Origin of the sequence: Fictibacillus sp. b24 (assembly GCF_030348825.1) — a bacterium.
Lineage (GTDB): Bacteria > Bacillota > Bacilli > Bacillales > Fictibacillaceae > Fictibacillus.
This window is the reverse complement of sequence record NZ_JAUCES010000005.1, coordinates 3,051,379-3,075,444: the sequence shown is the minus strand read 5'-3', so window position 1 is coordinate 3,075,444 and position 24,066 is coordinate 3,051,379. Positions and strand designations below refer to the sequence as shown.

Here is a 24,066-nt window from a genome sequence, read left to right as displayed (position 1 = left end):
ATTTACATAAGTTAGTAGGTTCGTAAGTGATGAGAGTTATGGATACATGCCTAACTAACAAGGTGTTTTACGGGAGAGTATAAGATGAAATTAAAAGATATCGCGATAGAACTGGCCGCAATATATCAACAAAACCCTAAAGTACAAGCCGTATTATTGGCTGGCTCTGTTTCAAGGGGATGGGAGGATAAGTATTCTGACATTGAACTTAATATTTTTTGGTCGGAAAAACCTCATGATGAAGACCGGATGAATCCCATCATAGCAATAAATGGCTCTATCATTGATTTTCACCCGTATGAAGAGGAAGAATGGGCGGAGAGTTATTTGACACCTCAGAATGTTAAGCTCGAGATTAGCAGCTTTTTAACAACTACTGCAGAAAAGTGGATAGCTGAGGTTGTGGAGCAGTATGAGATCGATTATGGCAAGCAATGCATGGTTTCGTCCGTTTATTATGGACAAAGTTTATATGGTGATCATGTCATTAACGAGTTGAAAAAGAAGGTTGAAATTTATCCAGATGATCTTGCGAAAAACATGATTGAAGAAAACCTAGCTCTTTGGTATCGATGGAACAACCGTTATGCCTTATTAGACAGGAAAGATTGGATTATGTTGTATGATCTGATGAGCGGTGTACAGAAGAAGTTATTAGGAACACTTTTTGCATTAAATAAATTGTACATCCACCATCCTTCTTTTAAGTGGATGCACAAATACAGTGAGATTTTTGTGATAAAACCAGAAAATCTAAATCAGAGATTATCAGCTATTCTAACTGGTGATGTTCAAAAAAGTATACAAAAATTAGAGCAGCTGATTGAAGAAGTATTTCAACTAGTTGAGAAGCATTATCCAAATCTTCCTTTCTTAGATACAAACAAAGAAAAAATGGCTTTTGTGCGGCCCAAAAATATGATCTGATCACACAATAAGAGTATAAAAACAAAAAAATTCATACACAAAAGAAATAGCCATCCGGGTGGATTCGTCTTCTCGGGTGGTTTTTGTTTTGGCTGTTTTCGTAGTCATGAATGGTTTTAAAAATGGTTGCCCCATTGAAAAATAATCTTGTTTCATAATAGGTTTACGTGTTGACATTTTGAGGTAAATAGAATATAAATAAATTAACAATAAACATTTTGTTAATTGAAAGAGGTGGGACACCATTGTCTAATAAGCAAGCACTTGAACAATACGACATCAAAAAATATCGTACACCAGATGGTTATACTTCCGATATTTGTGTCTTTACTATCATTTCTGAAAAAAGCGAAGCATATAAACCTCCAACGATGGACCTTAAGATCATGCTAATCAAAAGAGCAGGGCTTGATACAGAGGGGAATACAAACATTGAAGCAAACAAGTGGGCTATTCCAGGAGGCTTTGTGCAAGATGATGAAACGGGTTTCGAAGCGGCAAAACGTGAACTAGAAGAAGAAACGAACATCTCAGGAATCCACATTAAACAATTTGGAGTGTACGACAAGCCGGGGCGGGATCCTAGAGGATGGATTATCTCAAATGCACATTATGCCATCGTACCTGATACGTATCTATCGCTTAGAAAAGCGCAAGACGACGCAGCGGATATAGAGCTTTTTTCAGTAAAAGAGGTTCTCAATCTCGATCTTGCTTTTGACCATAAACAGATTATAGGGGATGCCATCAAAGTCATTACAAACGACTTATTGCAGACAACAGTAGCTAAGAATTTTTTGCCAAAACATTTTACCTATTCTGAGCTGCAAGCCGTACTAAAAACGGTAACAGACGATCCAGCCATATTAAGCGATCAATCGTTCTCAAGAAAAATAAAATCACTTCCTTTTATTCAAGAAGTACAGGGGAAAACAACTACTAGAACTTCAAAAAGAGCAACAAAGCTTTACACGTTTATTGATATGGATGTCGTAAAGCCAATCTATACAGCACGATATTAACGCACTTTTTTTTAAGGTTTATAATTAACAAGTTGTTTATTGTAGTTTGATAAAACAATCATTGGGAGGAATTTATGATGAAAAAGGCTCTAATAAACATTGATTACACATTTGATTTTGTAGCAGATGAAGGTGCACTGACGTGTGGAAAACCAGCCCAAGACATTGAATCTGAAATCATCTCTATCACAGAACAATTTCTTAAGAGCGGTGACTTTGTTGTTTTTGCCATTGATCAGCATCAACTTAACGATGAATTTCATCCGGAAAACAAGCTTTTTCCCCCACATAACATTGCAGGAACTCCCGGTCGACAACTTTATGGCAACCTTCAAAAAGTCTACGAAAACAACAAAGATAAATCTAACGTTTATTGGATGGATAAAACACGATATAGCGCCTTTGCTGGAACGGACCTATTAATGAAGCTGCGTGAACGCGGTATTACAGAGATTCATATCGTAGGCGTCTGCACAGACATCTGCTGTCTTCACACCGCAATTGATGCTTACAATGCGGGACTTCAAATTGTTGTCCATGAAAAAGGTGTGGCAAGCTTCAACCAAGCTGGACATGAATGGGCATTAGGACACTTTAAAAGTTGTTTAAACGCAAAAGTTCTATAATTTTAATTTTTTGGAGGTAACCTAACGATGAATACACATTATGCTGATGATAGCTTAACGCTTCACACAGACCTTTACCAGATCAATATGGCAGAAACGTATTGGGAAGACAATATGCACAATAAAAAAGCGGTGTTTGAAGTTTTTTTCCGCAAGCTTCCTTTTGGCAACGGATATGCTGTATTTGCTGGCTTAGAAAGAATCATAGATTATCTGCAAAATTTTAAGTTTACTGCAAGTGATATTGATTATTTAAGGAATGAACTAGGTTATGAAGAAGATTATTTGGACTATTTGCAGCAAGTGAAATTTACTGGAACAGTGCGTTCAATGGTGGAGGGAGAGCTTGTATTTGCAAACGAACCCATTTTACGAATTGAAGCACCACTTGCTGAGGCACAGCTTATTGAAACGGCGATCTTGAACATCGTCAATTATCAAACACTTGTGGCGACAAAAGCCTCTCGAATCAAACAAGTCGTTGGAGAGCAACGAGCAATGGAATTTGGAACACGCAGAGCACAAGAAATGGATGCAGCGATTTGGGGAACGAGAGCAGCATTTATCGGAGGATTTGAGGCAACATCTAACGTAAGAGCAGGAAAACTCTTTGGAATACCAGTTGCCGGTACTCATGCCCATGCACTTGTACAAACGTACCGTGATGAGTATGTTGCTTTTCATAAGTATGCTCGCCGCCATAAAAACTGTGTGTTTTTAGTAGATACGTATGATACGTTGCGATCTGGTGTACCTACAGCGATAAAAGTGGCTCAAGAGTTAGGCGATAAAATCAACTTTAAAGGAATTCGTTTAGATAGCGGTGATTTGGCTTACCTCTCTAAAGAAGCTAGAAAGATGCTGGACGAAGCAGGTTTCACAGATACCCAGATTATTGCGTCAAACGATTTAGACGAGAATACGATTATTAACTTGAAATCACAAGGCGCAAAAATAGATTCATGGGGTATTGGAACAAAATTAATTACCGCGTATGACCAGCCTGCTTTAGGTGCGGTCTACAAACTCGTATCGATTGAAGACGAACATGGAAAGATGGTCGACACGATTAAGATCAGCGGCAATCCCGAGAAAGTTACGACGCCTGGTATGAAAAAAGTTTATCGAATTATTAATACACTTAATAACAAATCTGAAGGTGATTATATCGCGATGGATAGCGAAACACCTCAGGAAGAATCGAAACTAAAAATGTTTCACCCTGTTCACACGTTTATCAGTAAATTCGTCACGAACTTTGAAGCGAAAGAGCTTCATCAGGATATTTTTGTAGGTGGCAACTTAGTCTATGAAACTCCTAGTCTGACAGAAATACAGCAATATGCTAAAGAGAATCTGGAAGTGTTATGGGATGAGTACAAACGCACGATGTATCCGGAAGAATATCCAGTGGACCTCAGCCAAGTATGCTGGGATAACAAGATGAAGAACATTCAAGATGTACAGACAAAAGTCATGCAGTTGATTGGTGAAAAATAAGGAGGAAGTAAAATGGCTAAGATCGGTATCTATGGTTCATCCTTTGACCCCATAACAAATGTTCATTTATGGACTGCGAGCACGGTTGCACATCGCTGTAAACTGGATAAAGTTATCTTCCTTCCGTGTTCAAGTAAAAGAAAAGACAAAATCATGAAGACTTCTGATGAACACCGGTGGAGTATGCTGCAATTAGCGATTTCTAATAACGACAAATTTGTAGCAGATGATTACGAGATGCTTCAAGATGCCTGGGAAGTATACACGTTTTACACGATGGAACATTTTAAAAAGAAATATCCAGAAGATGAGGTTTACTTTATTATGGGAGCCGATCTTTTAGTAGATATTGCAGACGGAAAATGGAAGTACGACGAAGAATTGATCTCTAGCAACAAATTTATTGTGATGGCTAGGGATGAAATTAATATGGTGAAGACCATCTCTCGTTCACCAATCCTTAGAAACCATGACGATGGAACCAAATTTCACCTGATCGATAAAGGGCTATCTATGGAGATCAGCAGCTCCTATATTCGAGACGAGTTTTCTAAAGGCGGAGAACCAAGATACCTTTTGCCGGACTCTTGTTATGACTATATTAAAAAACACGAATTGTATACGTGATAGGAGGGGATAGCAATGTCATTGCAGCAGAAAATCATAAGTGAACTGAATACAAAGCCTGAAATTGAACCGCAAATTGAAATACAACACCGAGTGACGTTCTTAAAAGAATATTTAATAAAATCTAAAGCTAAGGGATTTGTTCTAGGAATTAGCGGTGGGCAGGACTCCACACTTGCTGGTCGATTAGCTCAGTTGGCCATAGAAGAGCTGAGGGAATCAGGTCACATCGTAAAGTTCGTTGCGATTCGCCTGCCTTATGGAACACAAAGAGATGCAGAAGATGCAGATCTCGCCATGTCTTTTATCAATGCCGACGAACGTATAACATTTGATATTCAAGAAACAGTAGATGCTTTTGCAGGAAGCTATGACACGTTTACGTCAGGACAGCTTTCCGACTTTAACAAGGGTAACGTCAAAGCTAGAGTAAGGATGATCACTCAATATGCTGTGGGTGGCCAAGCGAACTTGCTAGTGATCGGCACGGATCATGCAGCTGAAGCAGTAACGGGCTTCTTCACCAAGTACGGAGACGGCGGAGCAGATATTCTCCCGTTGTCAGGGTTGACGAAGCGTCAAGGCAAAATGTTATTAAAAGAATTAGGAGCACCTGAGAGACTTTATTTAAAGCAGCCAACTGCTGATTTATTAGATGAAAAACCGCAGCAAGCAGATGAAACGGAATTAGGAATTACGTACGATGAACTTGACGATTATTTAGAAGGTAAGAAAGTTTCTGAAGAGGCAGCCAAGAAAATTGAGGACCGTTATCTCATGACAGAACATAAGAGGCAACTTCCTGCGAGCATGCATGAAACGTGGTGGAAGTAAGGTAGTAAGGACGGGATGATCAAAACTGTTTAAATAAGGGTTTTACGGTACGTGTTTTATATTTTTTACACATTCGCACAGGAAGTTGTCCGTTGCGCGCACTCCAAGCTCTTTTACGCGCGTTTTTGGCTTCCTTGCGCTTAAGTATACGATCAGACCAATTAAATTAAAACAAAATATTAAACAGCTGACAGCAAAAGGCAACAATGGATCTCTAAGTCAGTTGTTTTTTGGTTTTGTACATTATTTTGTAAGATTTTTGCTATCAATTATTTTGTAAGATTTTTGCTATCAATTATTTTGTTTTAGCTTCATTGACAAAGTTGATTGGAGTGCAAGGTGCGAGACTCCTGCGGGACGAGCGGTCAGGTGAGACCCTTAAGGGCGCAAAGCGGCAAGGGGCTCACCGCCTGCCCCGCGGAAAGCGAGCGCATGGAACGGAAATCAACCACTTCCAATTGCATCACAGTTAATGAAACAGCCATGTTTTTTCATGAATTTCATGAATGTAACAAAAAGAAGATAACTTTTAGCCATTTTTGGAAAAAATATAAATAAACTAATGAAAGATGCAAAAAACGTTTACGGGACTATTGATTTAGGGAAGAGCCTTATAAATACCTTATGTGCGTAATGGAGGATTATAAATGGCTACCGTAATAAAAGGAGAATACAAACACGTGAATTGTGATAGTGAATATGGTGTGTTGAAAAAGGTGATCGTATGTGAACCAAGATACATGAAAATCGATGAAATTATTAATGAAACTCAGAGGCATTTTGCTAAAGATAATATCAACATGAAGCGTGCGATGAAACAGCATCAGCTCTTTGTAGAGACGATGAAAAACAATGGAGTTGACGTTTATAAGCTTCCTGCGATAGAAAGGTTTCCGGAACAAGTTTTTACTCGGGATATTGGTTTTACCATTGGTGAGACGGTGTTCGTTTCTCGAATGGGAAGCAACATTCGTGATGGTGAAGAGAAAGTCTTGCGAAACTGGCTGTTGGAACACCAGATCAATCTCTCTCTAATTGAAGGTGACCGTATTGAAGGCGGCGATGTCATCGTTCATGGAGATACCGTGTTTATCGGTGTGAGCGGAAGAACTTCTGAAGAGACGATACAGGAACTTCAGTCTCAATTGCCTCATATGAATGTTGTTTCCGTACCCTTTCATCCGAAGTATTTACATTTGGACTGTGTATTTAACATTTTATCTGAAAAAGATGCTTTGATTTATAAAGATGCCTTTGATGATAAGGAATATCAAATTCTTGCAGCGAAATTTAATATAATTGAAGTAGAGAAAGATGAACAGTTTACATTGGGGACAAATGTTTTGTCGATTGGCAACAATAAAGTCTTAAGCTTACCCGTCAATAAAAAAGTAAATGCGGCACTTCGTGAAAGAGGGTTTGACGTGCTTGAGGTGGATATATCCGAAATCATTAAATCAGGCGGATCGTTCAGATGCTGCTCGATGCCCTTGTATCGTGAAGAGATGCATTAAAAGTTTGCATTAAAAAAAGGAGCTTGGATATTCCAAGTTCCTTTTATATTTCCAAGTGTGAGATTTCTTCTTCTATAACAGCTCCGCGAATCGGAAGAACGATCGTAAAAGTAGTGATGTTATCATCTGACGAACAGCTGATTGCACCGTTATGCTTCTCGATAATCTTTTTACACACAAAAAGGCCAATACCTGTTCCTAACTCTTTCGTTGTAAAAAAAGGCTCAAAGATCGTACTGATGGTTTCAGATGGAATAGCAGGTCCATTATTTGAAATGGTAATCTGTACATTTGCGTCGTTCTCCATTTTACTAAAGATCATGATGCGCCGATTTTGCTTTTTTTGTCGCAGCGCATCGATAGAATTCATGATGAGATTGAGCAGAACTTGTTTCAGCTCGTCCTTGTGTGCCTTAAGCGTAATCGTGGGATCGATACGCGGAATCACTGTAACATCTGCATCCACTAGGCTTGGATACATAAAGTCTAGAATATCAGTAAACAAATCTTCTAATGAAAAATCCTCTGCTTCACGTTCTTGAACCCCTTTTTTGGAGGCATGAAGAAATTGAGAAATTCGAAAGTTTAGCTGTGTTAATTCATGGCTGATAATATCTATGTATTTCATGTTCGGATTCTCTTGCTGCATGAGCTTCACAAACCCCATAACAGCTGTAAGAGGATTTCTAAATTCATGTACAAAGCTTGATGACATCTGCCCTAAAATGGTCAAACGCTCTTTATGACTCTGATCGATGAACAGGGTCTTTTCTTGAATCTCCGCATCTTTTAACTGTGTATATTTCTTAACGGCATGGTACAAAAATTCATCAAAAAGAGAATTAATCGTTTCAATGACAGGCTGAAGCTGTTCGATAGATATGCCAGAGCCTGTAACAAACCGCACAATCTCACTGCGGCCCAAATTTACATTGTAAACAAATTCCCCTATGTTGATTTTCGCTTCCAACCGCTGGACGGCTACTTCATGTGCGAGGTGCATGATTTTTTGAGGGGATAGTTGTCCGCGTAAGGATAACTTGACTAGCTCAATCATATGCAAGGCATTTTCAATCACTTTTTCTTTATGTATGTCATGGTTTGAAATGACAACTCTCTGATGCCAGTCTTGTAAGTAGGTAGGCAGGTTTTCATCCATATAAGTGATAAGACTTTCAGTAATGTCCAACTCTCGCACCTCTTTCAACAATAAAATCATGGAAAGAATGAATCAATCATTTGATATATAAAAGTATTTATACTACATATAGTAATTGAAATATAGACGAATTGCCACATGCAGTTTACATTTTTTTCATGAAATTATGAAAATAGGAGGTAAATCGACAGAAGACCACGAAAACTAACATAAACCTCTAGTCCTTACTTCTTCTTTATGAATGAATATAATCCTCTAGAATTTTCTAATTATTCAAAATATATTTCTTGTAATTTCATATTATGAAATTTTGACATTGTACAAGCCGACCGTTTTCAATACGATGAACGCATATTGAAAGGGGTGGTTGCTAGCTGACTTCAACTAAATCGTATCCGTTTGAGGGGGAGAATTGGTGATTTCATCTGTTCAAAAAATTTCAAGGATATTAAATTGCTTTACGAAAGATGAACCAGCACTAGGGAACCTGCAGATTGCTGAAAAACTTAACATGAACGCGAGCACAGTTCATCACTTAGTTCGCACACTTTGCTCGGAAGGCATACTGATTCAAGACAGTCAGAAAAAATATAGATTAGGATGGAAATTGTTAGAATGGAGCAATCACGTCATGTATCAGCAAGACATAAATACGGAAGCACTGCCATTGTGCGAAGGTCTTGTCAGAAGGTTTAACACAACCGTACATATCGGAATGCTCGATCGTGGTGAAGTTCGCTTCGTTCTAAGAGTAGCTTCATCAAATTCAGTAGCTGTCCCCACTTTTATAGGAGATACAAAACCTGCCTATTGTACAAGTACAGGAAAAGTATTGCTAGCCTTTAACCCCTCTATGATTAAGCCGACCATATCAAGGGGATTGCTTCGCCGTGCTCCCAATACTATTACGTGTGTTGAAAAGTTGAAAATTGAACTTGATGATATAAGAACAAATGGTTATGCCATAAGCAACAACGAAAACGAAATGGGGTTGTATGGAATTGCTGCTCCTATTAAGTCTTATACAGGACAAATTATCGCTGCACTTAATATGGTAGGACCTGTATCGTATATGCTAGGGCAAGATACACCTTCTATGATTCATCATGTCGTTAAAACAGCAGAGTCAATCTCAAAAGAACTCGGTTATATTAGTGTTTTATGATAACGCTTACATAAATAAGGAGTTGATAGGGATGAAGAAATTAAAAATCGTAATGACTGTATTGCTGGCATTGATTCTTTTAACATCCTGCAGCAGCGGAGCCAAGGATTCCGCAAGTTCAGGGGATGCATCTTCTGATGGAAAGACATACAAGTTCAAACTAGCGCATATCACACCGCCTTCACACATGTGGCATAAAGCTGCAGAGAAATTTAAAGAAGAGTTATCTAAACGGTCAGATGGAAGGATTGAACTCGAGATCTATCCATCCTCCCAGCTTGGAAGTGAAGCGGATATGATGCAGCAAATCGAATCAGGTTCTGTTGACTTTGGTTTTATAACAGCAGCATACACAAGCTCCCGTTCACCTTCATTTGCAGCATGGTTTGCTCCATATGCTTTTGAAGATCTGGAAGCAGCACATAAGGCGAGACAGTCTGAACCAGCGAAAAAGATCCTAGCAACTCTGGATGAGCAAGGAATTACAGGATTGGATTATCTTTTTGCGGGTCAGCGCGTCATGTTGTTTAAAGATAAGGATGTTCAAAAACCTGAAGATATGAAAGGATTAAAACTTCGTGTAACACCAAGCCCTCCAATGCAGGACTTTTATAAATCAACAGGTGCTTCAACAGAAGGACTTCCTCTTCCTGAGGTTTACTCAGCTGTACAGACAGGAGTAATCGACGGAATGGACATGGACTTGGATGCAGCGATTACAAACAAGTACTATGAAGTTGCAAAATATGGAGCTGTTACAAATCATATGGTTTGGCCGGCAGTCGGAATGGTTAACAAAAAAACGTTTGAAGGCATGTCTGAAGAAGATCAGAAGATTGTACGTGAATCTTTAGAAGCTGCAGCAGATTATGCGGTTGAAACACGTTCAGGGCAAGAAGAAGAGTTTAGAAAAGAACTAGCTGACAACGGAATGAAAATCTATGATATTGACCCAGAACTATTCAAGCCATATATAGAAGAATTTGATAAAAAATACGGACCGACTGACCCTCTTATTCAAGAATTTATAGAATCAGTAAGAAAGTAGATTGAGAGATTGGTGTGGTTTAATTGAAGATTAATTACGACAGGGATATCTATCAAAGTGTAAAGCCTCCAATAAATGGGGGAAGCGGCATAATTCAGAGCCTTAGTAACGGAATTTGTCAGGTGGAAAAATTTCTTGCTGCGATTCTCATGTTCGCATTAGCAGTTATTGTCGCCGTTTCAGTGGCATTTCGCTACTTTTTGAACGCACCATTATCTTGGTCAGGTGAAGTTGCTGTATTTCTATTGATTTGGATCAGTTTTATCGGTGGTAGTCTGGGATTGAAGTACAGATCCCAGGCTGCTGTTACACTATTGCTTGATTATTGCCCGCCAAGAGTGAAAATGTGGATAGCGGTATTCAGTCAGGTGTTCATTATTATCTTTTTAGTCTTGATTCTATCGTACACGTACACGTGGATATTGTCAGACGGGGTAGCTTTTCAAAAATCCACAGCTATTCTGCTTCCAATGTGGATTCCTTACAGTGCTGTTCCAATCGGCTTAACGTTTGCATGTGTTCATGTACTGGCTCAATTGGTTCGCGTTATTAAAACAAAGGGGGCAGATCTATGACAACTGCTCTTATTATCGGGATTTTTATTCTGTTTTTGTTGATGGGAATTCCGATTTCACTTGTTTTAGGAATGATTACAGTCGTTTATTTTTTTCTGAACGGGAACACCGCTCTATTAGATTCCACACCAATGAGACTGTATTCAGGTCTTGATAATTTCGGTTTGCTTGCTATTCCATTGTTCATGCTTGCTGGAGAACTGATGAACGGCGGAGGAATCACGACTCGTCTTGTTAAGTTTGCAAAAGTGTTCGTAGGTCATGTGCGTGGAGGATTAGCATACGTGACTGTAGTTGCCAACATGTTCTTAGCCTCAATCTTAGGATCTGCAAACGCACAAGCTGCTATGATGAGTAAAATTATGGTTCCTGAGATGGAGAAGGAAGGTTACTCCAGGGAATTTTCATCATCGTTAACACTTGCTTCATCTATTATTGCACCCATTATTCCACCAAGTATGATCTTTATCATTTACGGGACGCTGTCAGGAACATCCATCGGCGGACTGTTTATGGCAGGCATTGTTCCAGGACTGATTTACGGAGTCGCGTTTGTAAGTGTTATTGCTTACATGGGCTACAAATACAATTTTCCTAAAAGTAAAAGAGCGACAGGAAAAGAAATGTGGAACAGCACAGTGAAGGTATTGCCGGCACTTTTGGTTCCATTTGTTATTATCTTTGGTATCCTGTCTGGTGCATTTACGGCAACTGAATCTGCGGCGGTAGCTTGCGTGATTGCATTCTTAGTAGGCGTTTTCTTTTATCGAGAACTAAGATGGACGTCGATTCCTCAAATCCTCATTAACACTGTAGTAAGTACAGCAACGGTTACATTCTTGATCGCAATGGCTAATATTTTTGGATGGCTGATTGCTTTTGAACAGCTTCCGCAAGTTTTTGCAGACAGCATGTTGTCCATCTCTGAAAATCCGTTCGTTTTTCTTCTTTTGGTTAATGTCATGCTGTTGATTGTCGGAATGCTGCTGGATGGGATTGCAGCTTTAATCATCTTAGTTCCTGTTTTTATGCCGCTCGTGACCTCGTTTGAGATCGATCCAATACACTTTGGTGTAATCATATGCATCAACTTAACGATTGGTTTATTAACACCGCCTGTTGGAACAGGGCTGTTTATCGTTTCATCCATTGCTGAAGTGCGTTTCGAAAAGCTAGTTAGAGCATCAGGGCCGTTCTTGGCAATTGCAATTGCCATCTTGTTCTTAATCACATATTTAGAAGATGCGGTTCTCTGGATTCCAAGAATGATCGGTCTTTAAAAGAAAAGACTGTTTTCGTATTCATTGTTGCTTTTGATAGTAGTTGATTTCCGTTCCAGGTTGCTCGCTTTCCGCGGGGCAGGCGGTGAGCCACATTCGTACGTTTCACGTATAAGTGTCTCACCTGCCCGCCTGTCCCGCAGGAGTCTCGCAACTTGCACTCCAATCAACTTGTCAAAGAAGCGAATAAACAAAAAGATTTAAAAGCAACAATCCTTTAGAAAACAGCCAAAGAAAAAGAGCCACTCTTGCATGTTGCATGAGGGCTCTATTTATTAGCAGCCTGTAGAGGAAATCAACAAAAAACAACAGTGAAGATAAAATTTTCAGATAATTTCATAATGTGAAATTACAGCATTGAGACTTGTAAGCGCTTTCTTATATAGTTGAAACAAATTAAAACAAGATTCATAGAGGAGGCATATGGTATGGGAATAAGAACTGGTGCTCAATATATACAAGCCTTAAAATCTCGTTCGCCAGAAATTTGGTTAGAGGGCAGGAGAGTAACAGATGTTGTAAACGAACCTGTTTTTAATCAGCCAATCCAAGAGATCGCTAAATTGTACGACATGCAGCACGATCCACAATATCAAGATTCCATTACACATATTTGCAAAGAGACGGGTGAGCGTGTAAACAATGCTTTTCTCCATCCGACAACCTATGATGAATTGATGGCGCGCAGCCAGCTGTTTGAGATCTACGCAAAATCTACTTTTGGACTAATGGGCCGTACTCCTGATTTTCTGAACGTTGTTGTAACAGGCATGGCGCACAATGGCTGGTTCCTTGATCAGTACAATCCTGAGTGGTCTGTAAATATAAAAAACTACTTTAACTACATAAGAGACAATGATCTGTTTTTAACACATGCGATCATTAACCCGCAGAACGACCGAAGCAAAAACTCACATGGTCAAAAAGATATGTTCACTCATCTTGGAGCGGTTGAGGAGACACCAGAAGGTTTGATTGTTCGTGGAGCAAAGATGCTTGCAACATTAGCACCTATTACAGATGAAGTCATCATCTATTCGTTCCCTGGATTCGCACCTGGTGATGAGCGTTATGCGCTTGCGTTTGCGGTGCCTGTGGACACGCCAGGACTTAAGCTTATTTGCCGTGAACCGATGCAGGACGGCAAGCGTTCACAGTTTGATCATCCACTCGCTTCAAGATTTGAAGAGATGGATGCACTGCTCGTCTTTAACGATGTACTTGTGCCTTGGGATCGTGTATTTCTCTATAACAACGTTGAAGCAGCTAACCTCTTGTATCCGAAGACAGGGATTGCACAGCAGCCTGCTCATCAGTCAGGTGTAAGAGGTTATGTAAAACTTGCTTTTGTAACAGAAGTGGCTTGTAAACTAGCAGACTCTATTGGTGTTGATGGATATCTGAATGTACAGAACGACTTGGGTGAACTCGTACAGAACGTGGAAGTAATCCGATCATTATTGCGAGTAGCTGAATATGAGTATGAAACAACAGCATCTGGTGAAGTGATGCCGAACGCGGCAGCGCTTGAGACCATTCGAGGCATGCTTCCTAAGATGTATCCTAGAGCGATCGAGGTCATCCAAATTATCGGTGCTGGCGGATTGCTCATGTCACCGACAGGAAATGACTTTAACGCTCCGGAAATTCGAAGTGAGATTGATAAGTACTATTTAGGCCGTGACGGTGTTGACTCACTTGAACGTGTGAAGCTGTTCAAGCTTGCGTGGGATCTTTGCGGTGAAGCTTTCGGGCAGCGTCTTGTACAATATGAGCGCTATTATACGGGAGATCCAATCCGTAAGCGAGCCATCTTTTATAACGGTTATAAAAGAAAAGCGAAATTCTCTATGGTTGATGAAGCACTATCCGTAACAAATGAATTTGTGAAGGACCAGCCTAAGCTGGCTAAATAAAGGGAGGTAATTGTAATGAGTACAACGACTTTGAAATCTTTTAACCTATTAAAATGGATTGATGAAAACAAAGACTTGCTCAAGCCCCCGGTCAACAACAAAGTAATTTGGCAAGATTCCGAATTTATCGCAATGATATTAGGCGGTCCAAACAAAAGACGTGATTTTCATGTGGATCCTTCTGATGAGTTTTTTTATCAGATCAAAGGCAGCTGTTATGTAGAGGTCATTAATAAACACGGCAAGCGTGAAGTGGTTGAAGTAAAAGAAGGAGACGTGTTCATGCTTCCAGCAATGGTTCCGCACTCCCCGCATCGTGTGGCGAATTCGTATGGTCTCGTGATCGAACGAAAACGTGCACAAGGTGAGCTTGAAGACTTCGTTTGGTTCTGTGACCGCTGTGATTCTGAGATGCATCGCGTGACCGTGCAATTGAGTGATATTGAAAAACAAGTTAAAGAAGCAATCCACAGCTTTAACTCGAATGAACGAGTTCGTCTATGCAAAGACTGCGGTTATCAGATGCCTGAAAACGTGGAGGAATGGAAGTGCTAAGAATCGACTTTCACACACATATCATTCCAGAGTCGTTTCCTGACTTTGCCGAAAAATATGGTGGAGAAAGGTGGCCGGTGTTAAACCGGACTTGTGCCTGCGGTGCAGCCATTATGGTAGGCGGGAAAAATTTTAGAGATGTAACTGACCAAGTATGGGATCCAAAAAAACGAATACAGGACATGGACCGTGAAGGGGTAGACATTCAAGTGCTATCCCCGATCCCTGTTACATTTTCGTACTGGGCTCCACCTGAACAAGCGGAAATGATGGCAAAAATCCAGAACGACTTTATAGCCGAAACCGTGAATGAATATCCTGACCGTTTTGCTGGTCTAGGAACGGTTCCCATGCAGGATTCAGAAACGGCGATCCGTGAGATGGACCGCTGTATGAATGAGCTTGGACTTCATGGGATTGAAATTGGAACAAATATAAATGGACAGAATCTCGATCATCCTGACTTTCTTCCGTTTTTTGAGATGGCGGAAAAGTGGGAAGTGCCGCTTTTTATTCATCCGTGGGAAACGCTCGGGAAAGAGCGTATGCCAAACCATAACTTTATGTACACGATAGGGATGCCGAGTGAAACGGCATTAGCCGCAGCTTCACTTATCTGGAGCGGTATGATGGAAAAATTCCCTAAACTGAAAATTTGTTTTGCTCATGGCGGTGGTTCGTTTCCTTACTTAATTCCGCGCCTTGATCAAGGATGGCAGGTGTGGCCGCATCTTCGCCTGACAACACATCCCCCAAGTCATTATGCAAAGCAGTTTTATTTTGATTCGTTAAATTACGATCCGATGAACATCCGCTATATGATGGAGCGATTCGGTTCAGATAAAATCTTCATGGGTTCAGATTATCCGTTTTTACTTCGCGAAGTGAATCCCGGAAAAGTCCTGGATGAAACGCTTGAGCTGACGGATGAACAGCGTAAAGCGATGTTTGGCGGAAACGCTGCTGAATTTTTAAGTCTTGGTAAAAGAAAGCGGGGTGCAGCCGTTGCAAGTCATTCAAACACCGGAGGATAAACTTGAAGCGTTAGGAATCGTGCTGCCAGAAGTGCGCAAAGCTGTAGGGAACTATGTTGGCTGTGTAAGAGTGGGTAATCTTCTTTTTACAGCCGGACAAGGTGTCGATCAATATCATGGAAAGTTAGGAGCAGACTTATCCGTAGAGGACGGGTATGCCGCTTCTCGCCAATCCATGCTGAATTTGTTGGCAGTCGTTCAAAACGAGCTTGGAAATTTAAATAAAGTAAAACGCATTGTAAAACTTCTTGGATTCGTGAATTGCACGGAGGATTTTACAGATCAGCCAAAAGTGATCAACGGTGCGTCTGATCTTTTGGTTGATGTTTTTGGCGAGAAAGGAAAGCATGCTAGATCAGCTGTAGGGATGGCACAGCTTCCAGGTGGAACGGCGATCGAAATTGAAATGGTCGTTGAAGTGGAAGAAGAGAAGGGGGACTAACACATGAAAGCAGAAACCCTCGCGCAGCAAGTAAAAGTGAATAACGCAAAATTGTTCATTGACGGAGAATATGTCGATGCACTTTCGGGTGAAACCTTTGAATCCATCAATCCAGCAACAAACGAGAGGTTAGCGCTTGTTGCAAACGGCAGTGAACAAGATGCGAAACGAGCGATCCAATCTGCCAAAAATGCTTATGATAGCGGCGTCTGGAGCAAAATGCCTGTAGAAGAACGATCCGATATTTTATGTAAAATGTCAGATCTTATTATGGAAAACGTGGATGAACTTGCGATGGTAGAGACACTCGACGTAGGAAAACCCATTAAAGAGAGCCGTGGGTTTGATATTCCGCGAGCGGCCTCCAATTTCCGTTTTTTTGCTGAGATGTCCAAGTACATGGTGAGTGAGCATTATGATAAACACAATATCATGTCGTATGCCAAATACAGTCCAGCTGGGGTTACAAGTCTAATCATCCCTTGGAATCTGCCGTTCATGCAGATGACATGGAAAGCTTCCGCAGCACTAGCGGCAGGAAACACGGTTGTCGTTAAGCCCGCATCTTACACACCGCTTTCTGCTGTCATGTTTGGGGATATCGCTAATAAAGCAGGCCTTCCGCCAGGTGTACTGAACATTATCACTGGACCAGGAAGCACGATGGGAGCAGCAATGACGACAGATCCTAACGTCCGCCGCATCTCGTTTGTGGGTGAATCGAACACTGGGAAAACGATTATGAAGAACGCTGCTGAAAATTTGATTCCAGTTTCTCTGGAATTAGGAGGAAAGTCGGCAAACATCGTTTTTGAAGACGCCGATCTTGACGAAGCGGTAAAAGGTTCTATTGATGCGATCTATCGAAATCAAGGGGAAATTTGCCTTGCCGGATCACGTCTGCTTCTGCAAGAAAGCATCTATGATCAGTTTATGGACAAGTTTGTAGAAGCTGTGAAAAAGATTAAAGTAGGTGATCCAACTCAGGAAGATACGGACTTGGGTGCACTCGTGTCAAAAAGTCACTTGGAGACCGTAGAAACGTATGTGGACATCGGGATTAAAGAAGGAGCCAAGCTTGCTTGCGGGGGTAAACGGGTTGAAGGTCTCGGAAACGGAAACTTCTATGAACCTACTGTTTTATATGACGTGAACAACAAATGGCGTGTGGCACAAGAGGAGATCTTCGGGCCGGTGCTTGTGGTCGTACCGTTTAAAACAGAAGAAGAGGCAATTACTATTGCAAATGATTCACAGTACGGGTTGGCGGGAGTTGTGTGGACGAACGATTTACGCCGCGCTCAACGTGTTTCGGCTGCTGTGGATTCTGGCCTGCTTTGGATCAACTGCTGGTACATACGAGATCTGCGTACGCCGTTTGGTGGTTCAAAGGCAAGCGGGATCGGGCGTGAAGGCGGAAGACACAGCTTTGAGTTTTATTCAGAGGCTAAGACGATAACGATGAAGTTATAGAGGGGGATTGTTCTCCGCTTTTGAAAGTAGTTGATTTCCGCTCCAGGTTGCTCGCTTTCCGCGGGGCAGGCGGTGAGCCACATTCGAACGTTTCACTCTTAAGTGTCTCACCCGCCCGCCTGTCCCGCAGGAGTCTCGCAACCTTGCGCTCCAATCAACTTGCAGATGATGAAAGAACAAAATCAACAATTCTTTAGGATAGACAATGATGCTCCTGCGTCTACAAGATATGTTGTCAGATAACAGCTCTCGTGGCATGCCTTGTAAAAAAAGGGGTTCAGGTGGTTAGCACGCACTAAATTACCTTCAACCAAGCTTTTAAAAACACTTTGAAAGTTACAATTGTGCCACCTGTTTATGTATACAGCACTTTAGTGAAACGTGATTGGACTCCAGTCGCGTTTTGCTCTTTGAAAAAGAAGGGAGGAAGTAAAGATGCAGAAACAAGTGATTTCAAGATTAACAGAAGAACTTTTAGAAGCAGAAGAAAAACTGACTCCGGTAGAGCCATTATCCAAGCGTTTCCCAGAACTGTCCGTAAAGGATTCATATGAAATTCAGCTTGAGTGGGTTGAGAGAAAGATTGAAGAAGGTCGTGTAGTGGTTGGAAAAAAGGTAGGGCTCACGAGTAAGGCGATGCAAAATATGCTTGGTGTTGATGAGCCTGATTACGGTCATCTGCTTGATTATATGAAGGTTGACTCTGGCAGTGTACTAAACAGAAGAGATTTTATTAAACCAAAAGCAGAAGCGGAGATTGGCTTTATTTTAAAAGAAGACTTAAGAGGTCCGAATGTGACATACGTGGATGTGCTGATGGCAACAGAAGCGATTGTACCTGCAATTGAAATCATTGATAGCAGGATAGAAGATTGGAAGATTCAGCTTGTGGATACGGTCGCTGACAACGGTTCATCGTCTAGAGCAGTTGTGGGGAAACCTTTTTACGAGATGGATCAGATTGATCTGCGTACACTGAGCATGACGCTTTTAAAGAATGGTGAAGTGACTGCAACAGGTGCCGGAGCTGCAGCTCTTGGGCATCCAGCACATGCCATCGCATGGCTTGCTAATAAACTAGCAGACTACAACATTTCATTAAAAGCGGGAGAGTTGATTCTGCCAGGTGCACTCTCTGCTGCGATCGACGTAGATTCAGGAGATGAAGTGACGGCCTCTTTTGGAAAACTAGGTTCAGTAACCATCTTATTTCGGGATTAAAAACTGTGCAGAAAGGACCTAATACATTGAAAAAGATAAAAGCCGCAATAATCGGCTCGGGGAATATTGGTACGGATCTGATGTACAAGCTTCAAAAAAGTGAATGTTTAGAACTAACAGCAATGATTGGAATTGATTCTGAATCTGACGGTTTAAGACGAGCAAATTCTGCAGGGTACAGAGTATTTACAAATGGTATCGATGACTTTATTGAACGTCCAGAGTTAGCTGACATCGTTTTCGATGCAACGTCAGCTAAAGCTCACTTGCGGCATGCTGAAATTTTAAAGGATATGGGAAAAACAGTGATCGATCTGACCCCTGCTGCAGTTGGACCTTTCGTATGTCCGCCAGTTAATTCAGGTGAACATATGCAATCTCAGAACATCAATATGATTACGTGTGGCGGACAAGCTACGATTCCGGTGATTCACGCAATAAATGAAGCTGCTGACGTTTCCTATGGTGAAATTGTAGCAACGATCTCATCCTTAAGTGCAGGTCCTGGTACACGTGCGAACATTGATGAATTTACGATTACAACACGGCGTGGAATCGAGGAAGTTGGAGGAGCGGATATTGGAAAAGCCATTATTATCTTAAATCCGGCTGATCCTCCGATTCTAATGAGAGCAACGGTTTATTGTGAAGTGAAACAGGTTGATGAAGAGAAAATTAGAGCGGCTATTTCAGATATGGAGAAAAAGGTAAAAAGTTATGTCCCTGGATACCGATTAAAACAAGAACCACTATTTGATGGGAACTGTATCACTGTTTTTGTCGAAGTAGAGGGAGCAGGCGATTATTTTCCGAAATATGCCGGTAATCTTGATATTATGACAGCAGCCGCGAAACAAGCTGGAGAAATGGTTGCCAAGCATCTTTTAGGACAGGAAAAAATGGACAAGGCGGTGACAGCATATGAAACGAAATAGCACGTTGCCGCTAAAGTTTACCGAAGTTTGTCTTCGTGACGGCAGTCATGTGATGGCTCATCAGTTCACAGAAAAGCAAGTGTATGATGCAGCAAAAGCACTTGATGAAGCAGGTATGCATTATATTGAAGTCAGTCACGGTGATGGTTTGGGTGGCTCTACACTTCAGTATGGAAGATCGCTTGTGGATGAGATGAAGCTGATTGAAACCGCAGCTGGTGTGTGTAAGCAGGCGAAAATTGCCGTTCTTTTGCTGCCTGGTATCGGAACGGTTCATGAGCTTAAGCAAGCGCGAAGATTAGGAGCGAGTCTTGTCCGTGTGGCAACACATGTGACTGAAGCTGATGTATCAGCTCAGCATATTCATATGGCCCGGGAACTTGGAATGGAAGTGATGGGATTCTTGATGATGGCTCATTCTGCACCTGTTGAAAAGCTAGTAGAACAAGCGAAGTTGATGGAATCTTATGGAGCACAAGGCGTGTATGTAACGGATTCGGCTGGAGCATTATTGCCCTACGAAGTAAAAGAACGCATTGCGGCTTTGCGGAGATCACTTGATATTGAAGTCGGATTTCACGCACATAACAATTTATCGGTAGCTGTTGCCAATACACTTGTTGCGATTGAAGAAGGAGCGACACGCATCGATGGAAGTGTACGCTGTTTAGGTGCAGGAGCAGGGAATACGCAAACGGAGGTATTGCTTGCCGTTCTTGACCGCATGGGAGTAGATACTGGAATAGACCTTTATAAAATGATGGATTTGGCAGAAGACGTAATCGGACCGATGCTTCCTGGATCGCAGGAAATTCGAAAAGGCAGTTTAGCGATGGGGTATGCAGGTGTTTATTCAAGCTTCCTGCTGCATGCTGAACGAGCAGGTAAACGGTTTGGCTTGGATCCGAGAGATATTTTAATCGAATTAGGAAAACGAAAAGCGGTAGGTGGGCAGGAAGATCTTATTTTGGAAGTTGCGGCTGAACTCGCAAAGCAACAAAAACTGGAGGTGTAGAGCATGACGGTTACGAACCAGTCAAAAGTGGAAGTGGTTGATTATCTTTTACGTGCTGAAAGTGATGTGCAAGAAGTTGTTAAAATAACCGATCAATATCCTGACCTATCGATTGAAGAGGCGTATGACCTCCAAAAACAGCTGATTGAAAGACGAATGGAGAAAACGAAAACAAAGCGTTTAGGAATAAAATTAGGGTTAACGAGTAAAGCGAAGCAAGAGATGATGGGCGTTCATGAGGCGATCTACGGCTATTTACTGAGTGACATGCTTGCATTGGAATGGGAGCCGCTTCAGCAGCACCGTCTTATTCATCCGAAAGCAGAACCAGAGATTGCTTTTATTATGGGTGACGATTTAAGTGGTGAACACGTAACAGCGTCCGATGTTATGAAAGCTGCAAAGTACGTTGTAGCAGCTATTGAAGTGATCGACAGCCGTTACAAAGATTTTCGCTTTACACTTCCGGATGTTGTGGCAGACAACTGTTCATCAGCGAAACTGATTTTAGGAAGCAAGATGGTAAGACCTGAGGAACTCGATTTGGCGAGCATCGGAATGGTAATGAGCAAAAACGGAGAGATGGTCACAACAGGTGCAGGATCAGCTGTTCTTGGACATCCCGCAGAAGCAGTTGCCTGGGCGGTTCAAAAACTTGCTCAGCGCGGTGAAGGGTTGGAAAAGGGAGATATTGTGTTAAGCGGTGCGTTGTCCGAAGCCGTCGCTTTTGATATGGATGACACGATTGTTGCTCAGTTTGACGGACTAGGCTCTGTCACTTTGTCATCCCGATATGTGAAATAGGTGGAGAGCTAGATGCCTATTATCCATGTACATGTGATCGAAGGGCGTAGTGATGAACAGTTGAGCCAGCTGATGGAAAAGTTAACTGTGGCTGCAGCAGAAAGTTTGGATGTAAAGATGGAACAAGTCCGCGTTTTGATTCAAGAAGTTCCCAATAAACACTGGGGTGTTGGTGGAACACCGAAGCAGAAATCATGAGACCTTTTGGAGACAAGGGGTCTTTTTTATTGACTTACAAAATCGTTATATCAGAATATTCAAAACTAACTTACAATAAAAGTATCAATAAATAAGGAGGAATTTAACATGAGAAACATGACTACTCAAACCGTAAAAACATATAAGGGTGGAACACGTTCTTAACTTATAGAAGACGGTGTGCCCCCTTATGTGTGCCTCGTAAAAAAACACAAAAAGGGGTAAATCATGCATTTTCCAATCAAACGTTTTTTCTCGTATTATAAACCGTATTTGCCGTTGTTTTTATCTGTATTAACTACTGCGTTTTTTGTTTCTGGTATTACACTTGTCCTTCCGCTGCTTGTTCGGTATATAACCAAAGAAGTTTTGGAAGGGGACTTGTCTGTTGCCCTTCATAAGGTGTACTGGATTGGCGCAATCATGTTCCTATTAGTTGTCATACAGAATCTTGGAACGTACTTTGTCGATTATAAAGGCCATGAAGTAGGGGCTCGAATGGAAAGTGATATTCGCAGCGAGTTGTTTCAGCATCTGCAGAAACTCTCTTTTAGCTTCTACGATAAAGAAAAGACGGGCCAACTCATGTCTCGGGTAACGAACGACTTATTTTTACTTGCTGAACTTTATCACCACGGTCCTGAAGATTACGTCAAATATTTCGTGAGGTTTGTAGGGGCCTTTGTGATCTTGTTTTTTATCAATGTTCCTTTAACGCTTGCCGTGTTTTTGTTTCTACCGGTCATCGGTTTTCTCTCGCTCTATTTTAATAAGAAAGAGAACCAGGCTTTGCGGCGAAATAAGGAGCGTATAGCAGATATCAATGCACAGCTTGAAGATACACTTTCAGGTATTCGGGTCGTTAAGTCATTCGCAAACGAACAAGTGGAGATTGATAAATTTAATAAAGAAAATCTCCGTTTCTTAGATAGCCGAAGAAACACGTATAAGGTAGAAGCAACCTTTTACAACAGCATACAAATCTTAATTCAACTCATCACGATTACCGTTGTTGTGTTCGGAAGCGCAAGTATCGTTAATCAAACGCTGGATTTAGCCGACCTGATTACGTTTTTGTTATATGTCGGCTATATGATGGAGCCCATACAACGTTTGACTCATATGAGCACACAGTTTCAAGAAGGCATTACAGGCTTTCAGCGATTTATGGAGATCATGAACCTGAAACCAGATATTGAAAGTAAACCAGATGCGATAAAGCTTTCCATGGTGAAAGGAGAAATTGCTTTTAAGGAAGTGAGCTTTCGGTACGAACCGCATTTGAATCCTGTGTTTACAAACTTGTCTCTTCATATACAGCCTGGAGAGTACGTTGCGTTAGTGGGTCCATCAGGTGCGGGGAAGACAACACTATGCTCCCTTATCCCTCGCTTTTATGATGTGACTGATGGAGAAGTACAGCTTGACGGGGTTAACATACAGGATTTTGATTTGAACGCATTAAGAAAACAGATTGGCATCGTTCAGCAGGACGTTTACTTGTTCGCGGGAACGGTGATGGAGAATATCCGCTACGGAAATAACGAAGCGACTGATGAAGAAGTGATTACAGCCGCAATGCAGGCAAACGCTCATGAATTTATTATGAGCTTACCAAACGGGTACCACTCTGACATCGGCCAACGAGGAGTTAAACTATCTGGAGGTCAAAAACAGAGGCTTAGTATCGCACGCGTATTTTTGAAAAATCCGTCTGTGCTGATTTTGGATGAAGCAACGAGTGCATTGGATAATGAGTCTGAACGTGTTATTAAGGAATCACTTGAGTCTTTAGCAAAAGGGCGGACAACGATTGTGATCGCTCATCGCCTCTCAACAATCCGCAACGCTGAACGGATTATAGTTTTAACGAATAAAGGTATTGTGGAGGAAGGCACGCACGATGCATTGCTTAGCCGTAATGGAGCATATGCGCAGCTTTACAATAAGCAGTTTGAAGTACAATATTAAATGATCTTTCAATAGTCGCTTCTTAAATTAAGAAGCGGCTGTTTCACCTGAATGCATCTCATCACCGGATAGAATGAAACGTTTACGATGTTTTTAAACGATTACGCGTTCGAACACATTTTCTTATTTTACACAAAAGGTTTCCAGGAGGTACGCGCGGTTTCCGTGGTTTTATGAGCGATTCTAGAACTTTATGAGCGAAACGGAGAACTTATCATTAGATAA

At 41.3% G+C, this 24,066-nt stretch carries 26 protein-coding genes; 23 read left to right on the top strand and 3 right to left on the bottom strand.

The genetic code is table 11. The features are described from left to right. Nucleotides 1-84 precede the first annotated feature (84 nt). The 8 genes from QUF49_RS16045 (at nt 85) to QUF49_RS16010 (ending at nt 7,050) form a co-directional block, all read left to right on the top strand. The gene (locus tag QUF49_RS16045; RefSeq protein WP_289496670.1) at nt 85-927 is read left to right on the top strand and encodes a DUF4037 domain-containing protein; all 843 of its coding nucleotides are present in this window, start codon (nt 85-87) and stop codon (nt 925-927) included. A 245-nt stretch (nt 928-1,172) separates the two neighbouring features. Continuing rightward, the gene (locus QUF49_RS16040) at nt 1,173-1,949 is read left to right on the top strand and encodes an NUDIX hydrolase (protein WP_289496669.1); all 777 of its coding nucleotides are present in this window, start codon (nt 1,173-1,175) and stop codon (nt 1,947-1,949) included. A 77-nt stretch (nt 1,950-2,026) separates the two neighbouring features. Continuing rightward, nucleotides 2,027-2,575, top strand: a complete 549-nt coding sequence (locus QUF49_RS16035; RefSeq protein ID WP_289497680.1) for a cysteine hydrolase family protein — start codon at nt 2,027-2,029, stop codon at nt 2,573-2,575. A 27-nt stretch (nt 2,576-2,602) separates the two neighbouring features. Next, nucleotides 2,603-4,075 carry a nicotinate phosphoribosyltransferase gene (locus tag QUF49_RS16030; RefSeq protein WP_289496668.1) on the top strand — a complete coding sequence of 491 codons (1,473 nt, stop codon included), beginning with the start codon at nt 2,603-2,605 and terminating at the stop codon, nt 4,073-4,075. A 12-nt stretch (nt 4,076-4,087) separates the two neighbouring features. Continuing rightward, nucleotides 4,088-4,702: a nicotinate (nicotinamide) nucleotide adenylyltransferase gene (nadD, locus tag QUF49_RS16025; RefSeq protein WP_289496666.1), complete on the top strand. Its 615-nt coding sequence runs from the start codon at nt 4,088-4,090 to the stop codon at nt 4,700-4,702. A gap of 15 nt (nt 4,703-4,717) precedes the next feature. Next, nucleotides 4,718-5,536 (top strand): ammonia-dependent NAD(+) synthetase, encoded by an 819-nt coding sequence (nadE, locus tag QUF49_RS16020; protein ID WP_289496664.1) that lies wholly within the window; start codon nt 4,718-4,720, stop codon nt 5,534-5,536. Nucleotides 5,537-5,859: 323 nt separating this feature from the next. Then, nucleotides 5,860-6,009, top strand: coding sequence for a hypothetical protein (locus tag QUF49_RS16015; RefSeq protein WP_289496663.1), 150 nt, complete (start codon nt 5,860-5,862; stop codon nt 6,007-6,009). A 174-nt stretch (nt 6,010-6,183) separates the two neighbouring features. Further along, the gene (locus QUF49_RS16010) at nt 6,184-7,050 is read left to right on the top strand and encodes a dimethylarginine dimethylaminohydrolase family protein (RefSeq protein WP_289496662.1); all 867 of its coding nucleotides are present in this window, start codon (nt 6,184-6,186) and stop codon (nt 7,048-7,050) included. Between the two features lie 43 nt (nt 7,051-7,093). Here QUF49_RS16010 and QUF49_RS16005 read toward each other — a convergent pair whose 3' ends face one another. Beyond that, nucleotides 7,094-8,239, bottom strand: a complete 1,146-nt coding sequence (locus tag QUF49_RS16005; RefSeq protein ID WP_289496660.1) for a histidine kinase N-terminal domain-containing protein — start codon at nt 8,237-8,239, stop codon at nt 7,094-7,096. 385 nt (nt 8,240-8,624) lie between these two features. Here QUF49_RS16005 and QUF49_RS16000 point away from each other — a divergent pair, with 385 nt between their 5' ends. The 4 genes from QUF49_RS16000 to QUF49_RS15985 all read left to right on the top strand — a co-directional run bounded on the left by QUF49_RS16000 (nt 8,625) and on the right by QUF49_RS15985 (nt 12,277). After that, nucleotides 8,625-9,374: an IclR family transcriptional regulator gene (locus tag QUF49_RS16000; protein ID WP_289496659.1), complete on the top strand. Its 750-nt coding sequence runs from the start codon at nt 8,625-8,627 to the stop codon at nt 9,372-9,374. Nucleotides 9,375-9,405: 31 nt separating this feature from the next. Continuing rightward, nucleotides 9,406-10,422: a TRAP transporter substrate-binding protein gene (locus tag QUF49_RS15995; RefSeq protein ID WP_289496658.1), complete on the top strand. Its 1,017-nt coding sequence runs from the start codon at nt 9,406-9,408 to the stop codon at nt 10,420-10,422. Between the two features lie 122 nt (nt 10,423-10,544). Next, nucleotides 10,545-10,997 (top strand): TRAP transporter small permease, encoded by a 453-nt coding sequence (locus tag QUF49_RS15990; RefSeq protein ID WP_289496657.1) that lies wholly within the window; start codon nt 10,545-10,547, stop codon nt 10,995-10,997. Further along, on the top strand, nt 10,994-12,277 hold the full coding sequence (locus QUF49_RS15985) for a TRAP transporter large permease (protein ID WP_289496656.1): 1,284 nt from the start codon (nt 10,994-10,996) through the stop codon (nt 12,275-12,277). Before QUF49_RS15990 ends, QUF49_RS15985 begins: the two co-directional genes overlap by 4 nt. Here the strand turns inward: QUF49_RS15985 and QUF49_RS15980 are convergent. Continuing rightward, entirely contained in the window at nt 12,225-12,431 is a 207-nt protein-coding gene (locus QUF49_RS15980) for a hypothetical protein (RefSeq protein ID WP_289496655.1), read from the bottom strand. The genes QUF49_RS15985 and QUF49_RS15980 overlap by 53 nt on opposite strands. A 274-nt stretch (nt 12,432-12,705) precedes the next feature. Between QUF49_RS15980 and QUF49_RS15975 the strand changes: the two genes are divergently transcribed. The 5 genes from QUF49_RS15975 to QUF49_RS15955 are packed head-to-tail and all read left to right on the top strand — an operon-like array spanning nt 12,706 to nt 17,697. Beyond that, nucleotides 12,706-14,193 carry a 4-hydroxyphenylacetate 3-hydroxylase family protein gene (locus QUF49_RS15975; protein ID WP_289497679.1) on the top strand — a complete coding sequence of 496 codons (1,488 nt, stop codon included), beginning with the start codon at nt 12,706-12,708 and terminating at the stop codon, nt 14,191-14,193. 15 nt (nt 14,194-14,208) lie between these two features. Beyond that, complete coding sequence (nbaC, locus tag QUF49_RS15970) at nt 14,209-14,748, top strand: 3-hydroxyanthranilate 3,4-dioxygenase (RefSeq protein WP_289496653.1); 540 nt, start codon at nt 14,209-14,211, stop codon at nt 14,746-14,748. Then, nucleotides 14,736-15,782 (top strand): amidohydrolase family protein, encoded by a 1,047-nt coding sequence (locus tag QUF49_RS15965; protein WP_289496652.1) that lies wholly within the window; start codon nt 14,736-14,738, stop codon nt 15,780-15,782. The genes nbaC and QUF49_RS15965 overlap by 13 nt, the downstream gene beginning before the upstream one ends. After that, nucleotides 15,754-16,224: a RidA family protein gene (locus QUF49_RS15960; RefSeq protein WP_289496651.1), complete on the top strand. Its 471-nt coding sequence runs from the start codon at nt 15,754-15,756 to the stop codon at nt 16,222-16,224. The genes QUF49_RS15965 and QUF49_RS15960 overlap by 29 nt, the downstream gene beginning before the upstream one ends. Before the next feature lie 3 nt (nt 16,225-16,227). Next, nucleotides 16,228-17,697 (top strand): aldehyde dehydrogenase, encoded by a 1,470-nt coding sequence (locus QUF49_RS15955; protein WP_289496650.1) that lies wholly within the window; start codon nt 16,228-16,230, stop codon nt 17,695-17,697. Here the strand turns inward: QUF49_RS15955 and QUF49_RS15950 are convergent. After that, on the bottom strand, nt 17,692-17,838 hold the full coding sequence (locus QUF49_RS15950) for a hypothetical protein (RefSeq protein WP_289496649.1): 147 nt from the start codon (nt 17,836-17,838) through the stop codon (nt 17,692-17,694). The two genes, QUF49_RS15955 and QUF49_RS15950, sit on opposite strands and share 6 nt — an antisense overlap. Nucleotides 17,839-18,132: 294 nt before the next feature. On the opposite strand from QUF49_RS15950, the gene QUF49_RS15945 reads away from it, so the two are divergent. The 6 genes from QUF49_RS15945 to QUF49_RS15920 all read left to right on the top strand — a co-directional run bounded on the left by QUF49_RS15945 (nt 18,133) and on the right by QUF49_RS15920 (nt 23,841). Continuing rightward, nucleotides 18,133-18,918, top strand: a complete 786-nt coding sequence (locus QUF49_RS15945) for a 2-keto-4-pentenoate hydratase (RefSeq protein WP_289496648.1) — start codon at nt 18,133-18,135, stop codon at nt 18,916-18,918. A 26-nt stretch (nt 18,919-18,944) separates the two neighbouring features. After that, nucleotides 18,945-19,853, top strand: coding sequence for an acetaldehyde dehydrogenase (acetylating) (locus QUF49_RS15940; protein ID WP_289497678.1), 909 nt, complete (start codon nt 18,945-18,947; stop codon nt 19,851-19,853). Then, nucleotides 19,840-20,868: a 4-hydroxy-2-oxovalerate aldolase gene (dmpG, locus tag QUF49_RS15935; RefSeq protein ID WP_289496647.1), complete on the top strand. Its 1,029-nt coding sequence runs from the start codon at nt 19,840-19,842 to the stop codon at nt 20,866-20,868. Before QUF49_RS15940 ends, dmpG begins: the two co-directional genes overlap by 14 nt. 3 nt (nt 20,869-20,871) lie before the next feature. Beyond that, the gene (locus QUF49_RS15930) at nt 20,872-21,672 is read left to right on the top strand and encodes a 2-keto-4-pentenoate hydratase (RefSeq protein ID WP_289496646.1); all 801 of its coding nucleotides are present in this window, start codon (nt 20,872-20,874) and stop codon (nt 21,670-21,672) included. A gap of 12 nt (nt 21,673-21,684) precedes the next feature. Continuing rightward, nucleotides 21,685-21,870: a 4-oxalocrotonate tautomerase gene (locus tag QUF49_RS15925; protein WP_289496645.1), complete on the top strand. Its 186-nt coding sequence runs from the start codon at nt 21,685-21,687 to the stop codon at nt 21,868-21,870. Nucleotides 21,871-22,098: 228 nt separating this feature from the next. Beyond that, nucleotides 22,099-23,841, top strand: a complete 1,743-nt coding sequence (locus QUF49_RS15920) for an ABC transporter ATP-binding protein (RefSeq protein WP_289496644.1) — start codon at nt 22,099-22,101, stop codon at nt 23,839-23,841. The last annotated feature ends 225 nt before the right edge of the window (nt 23,842-24,066 follow it).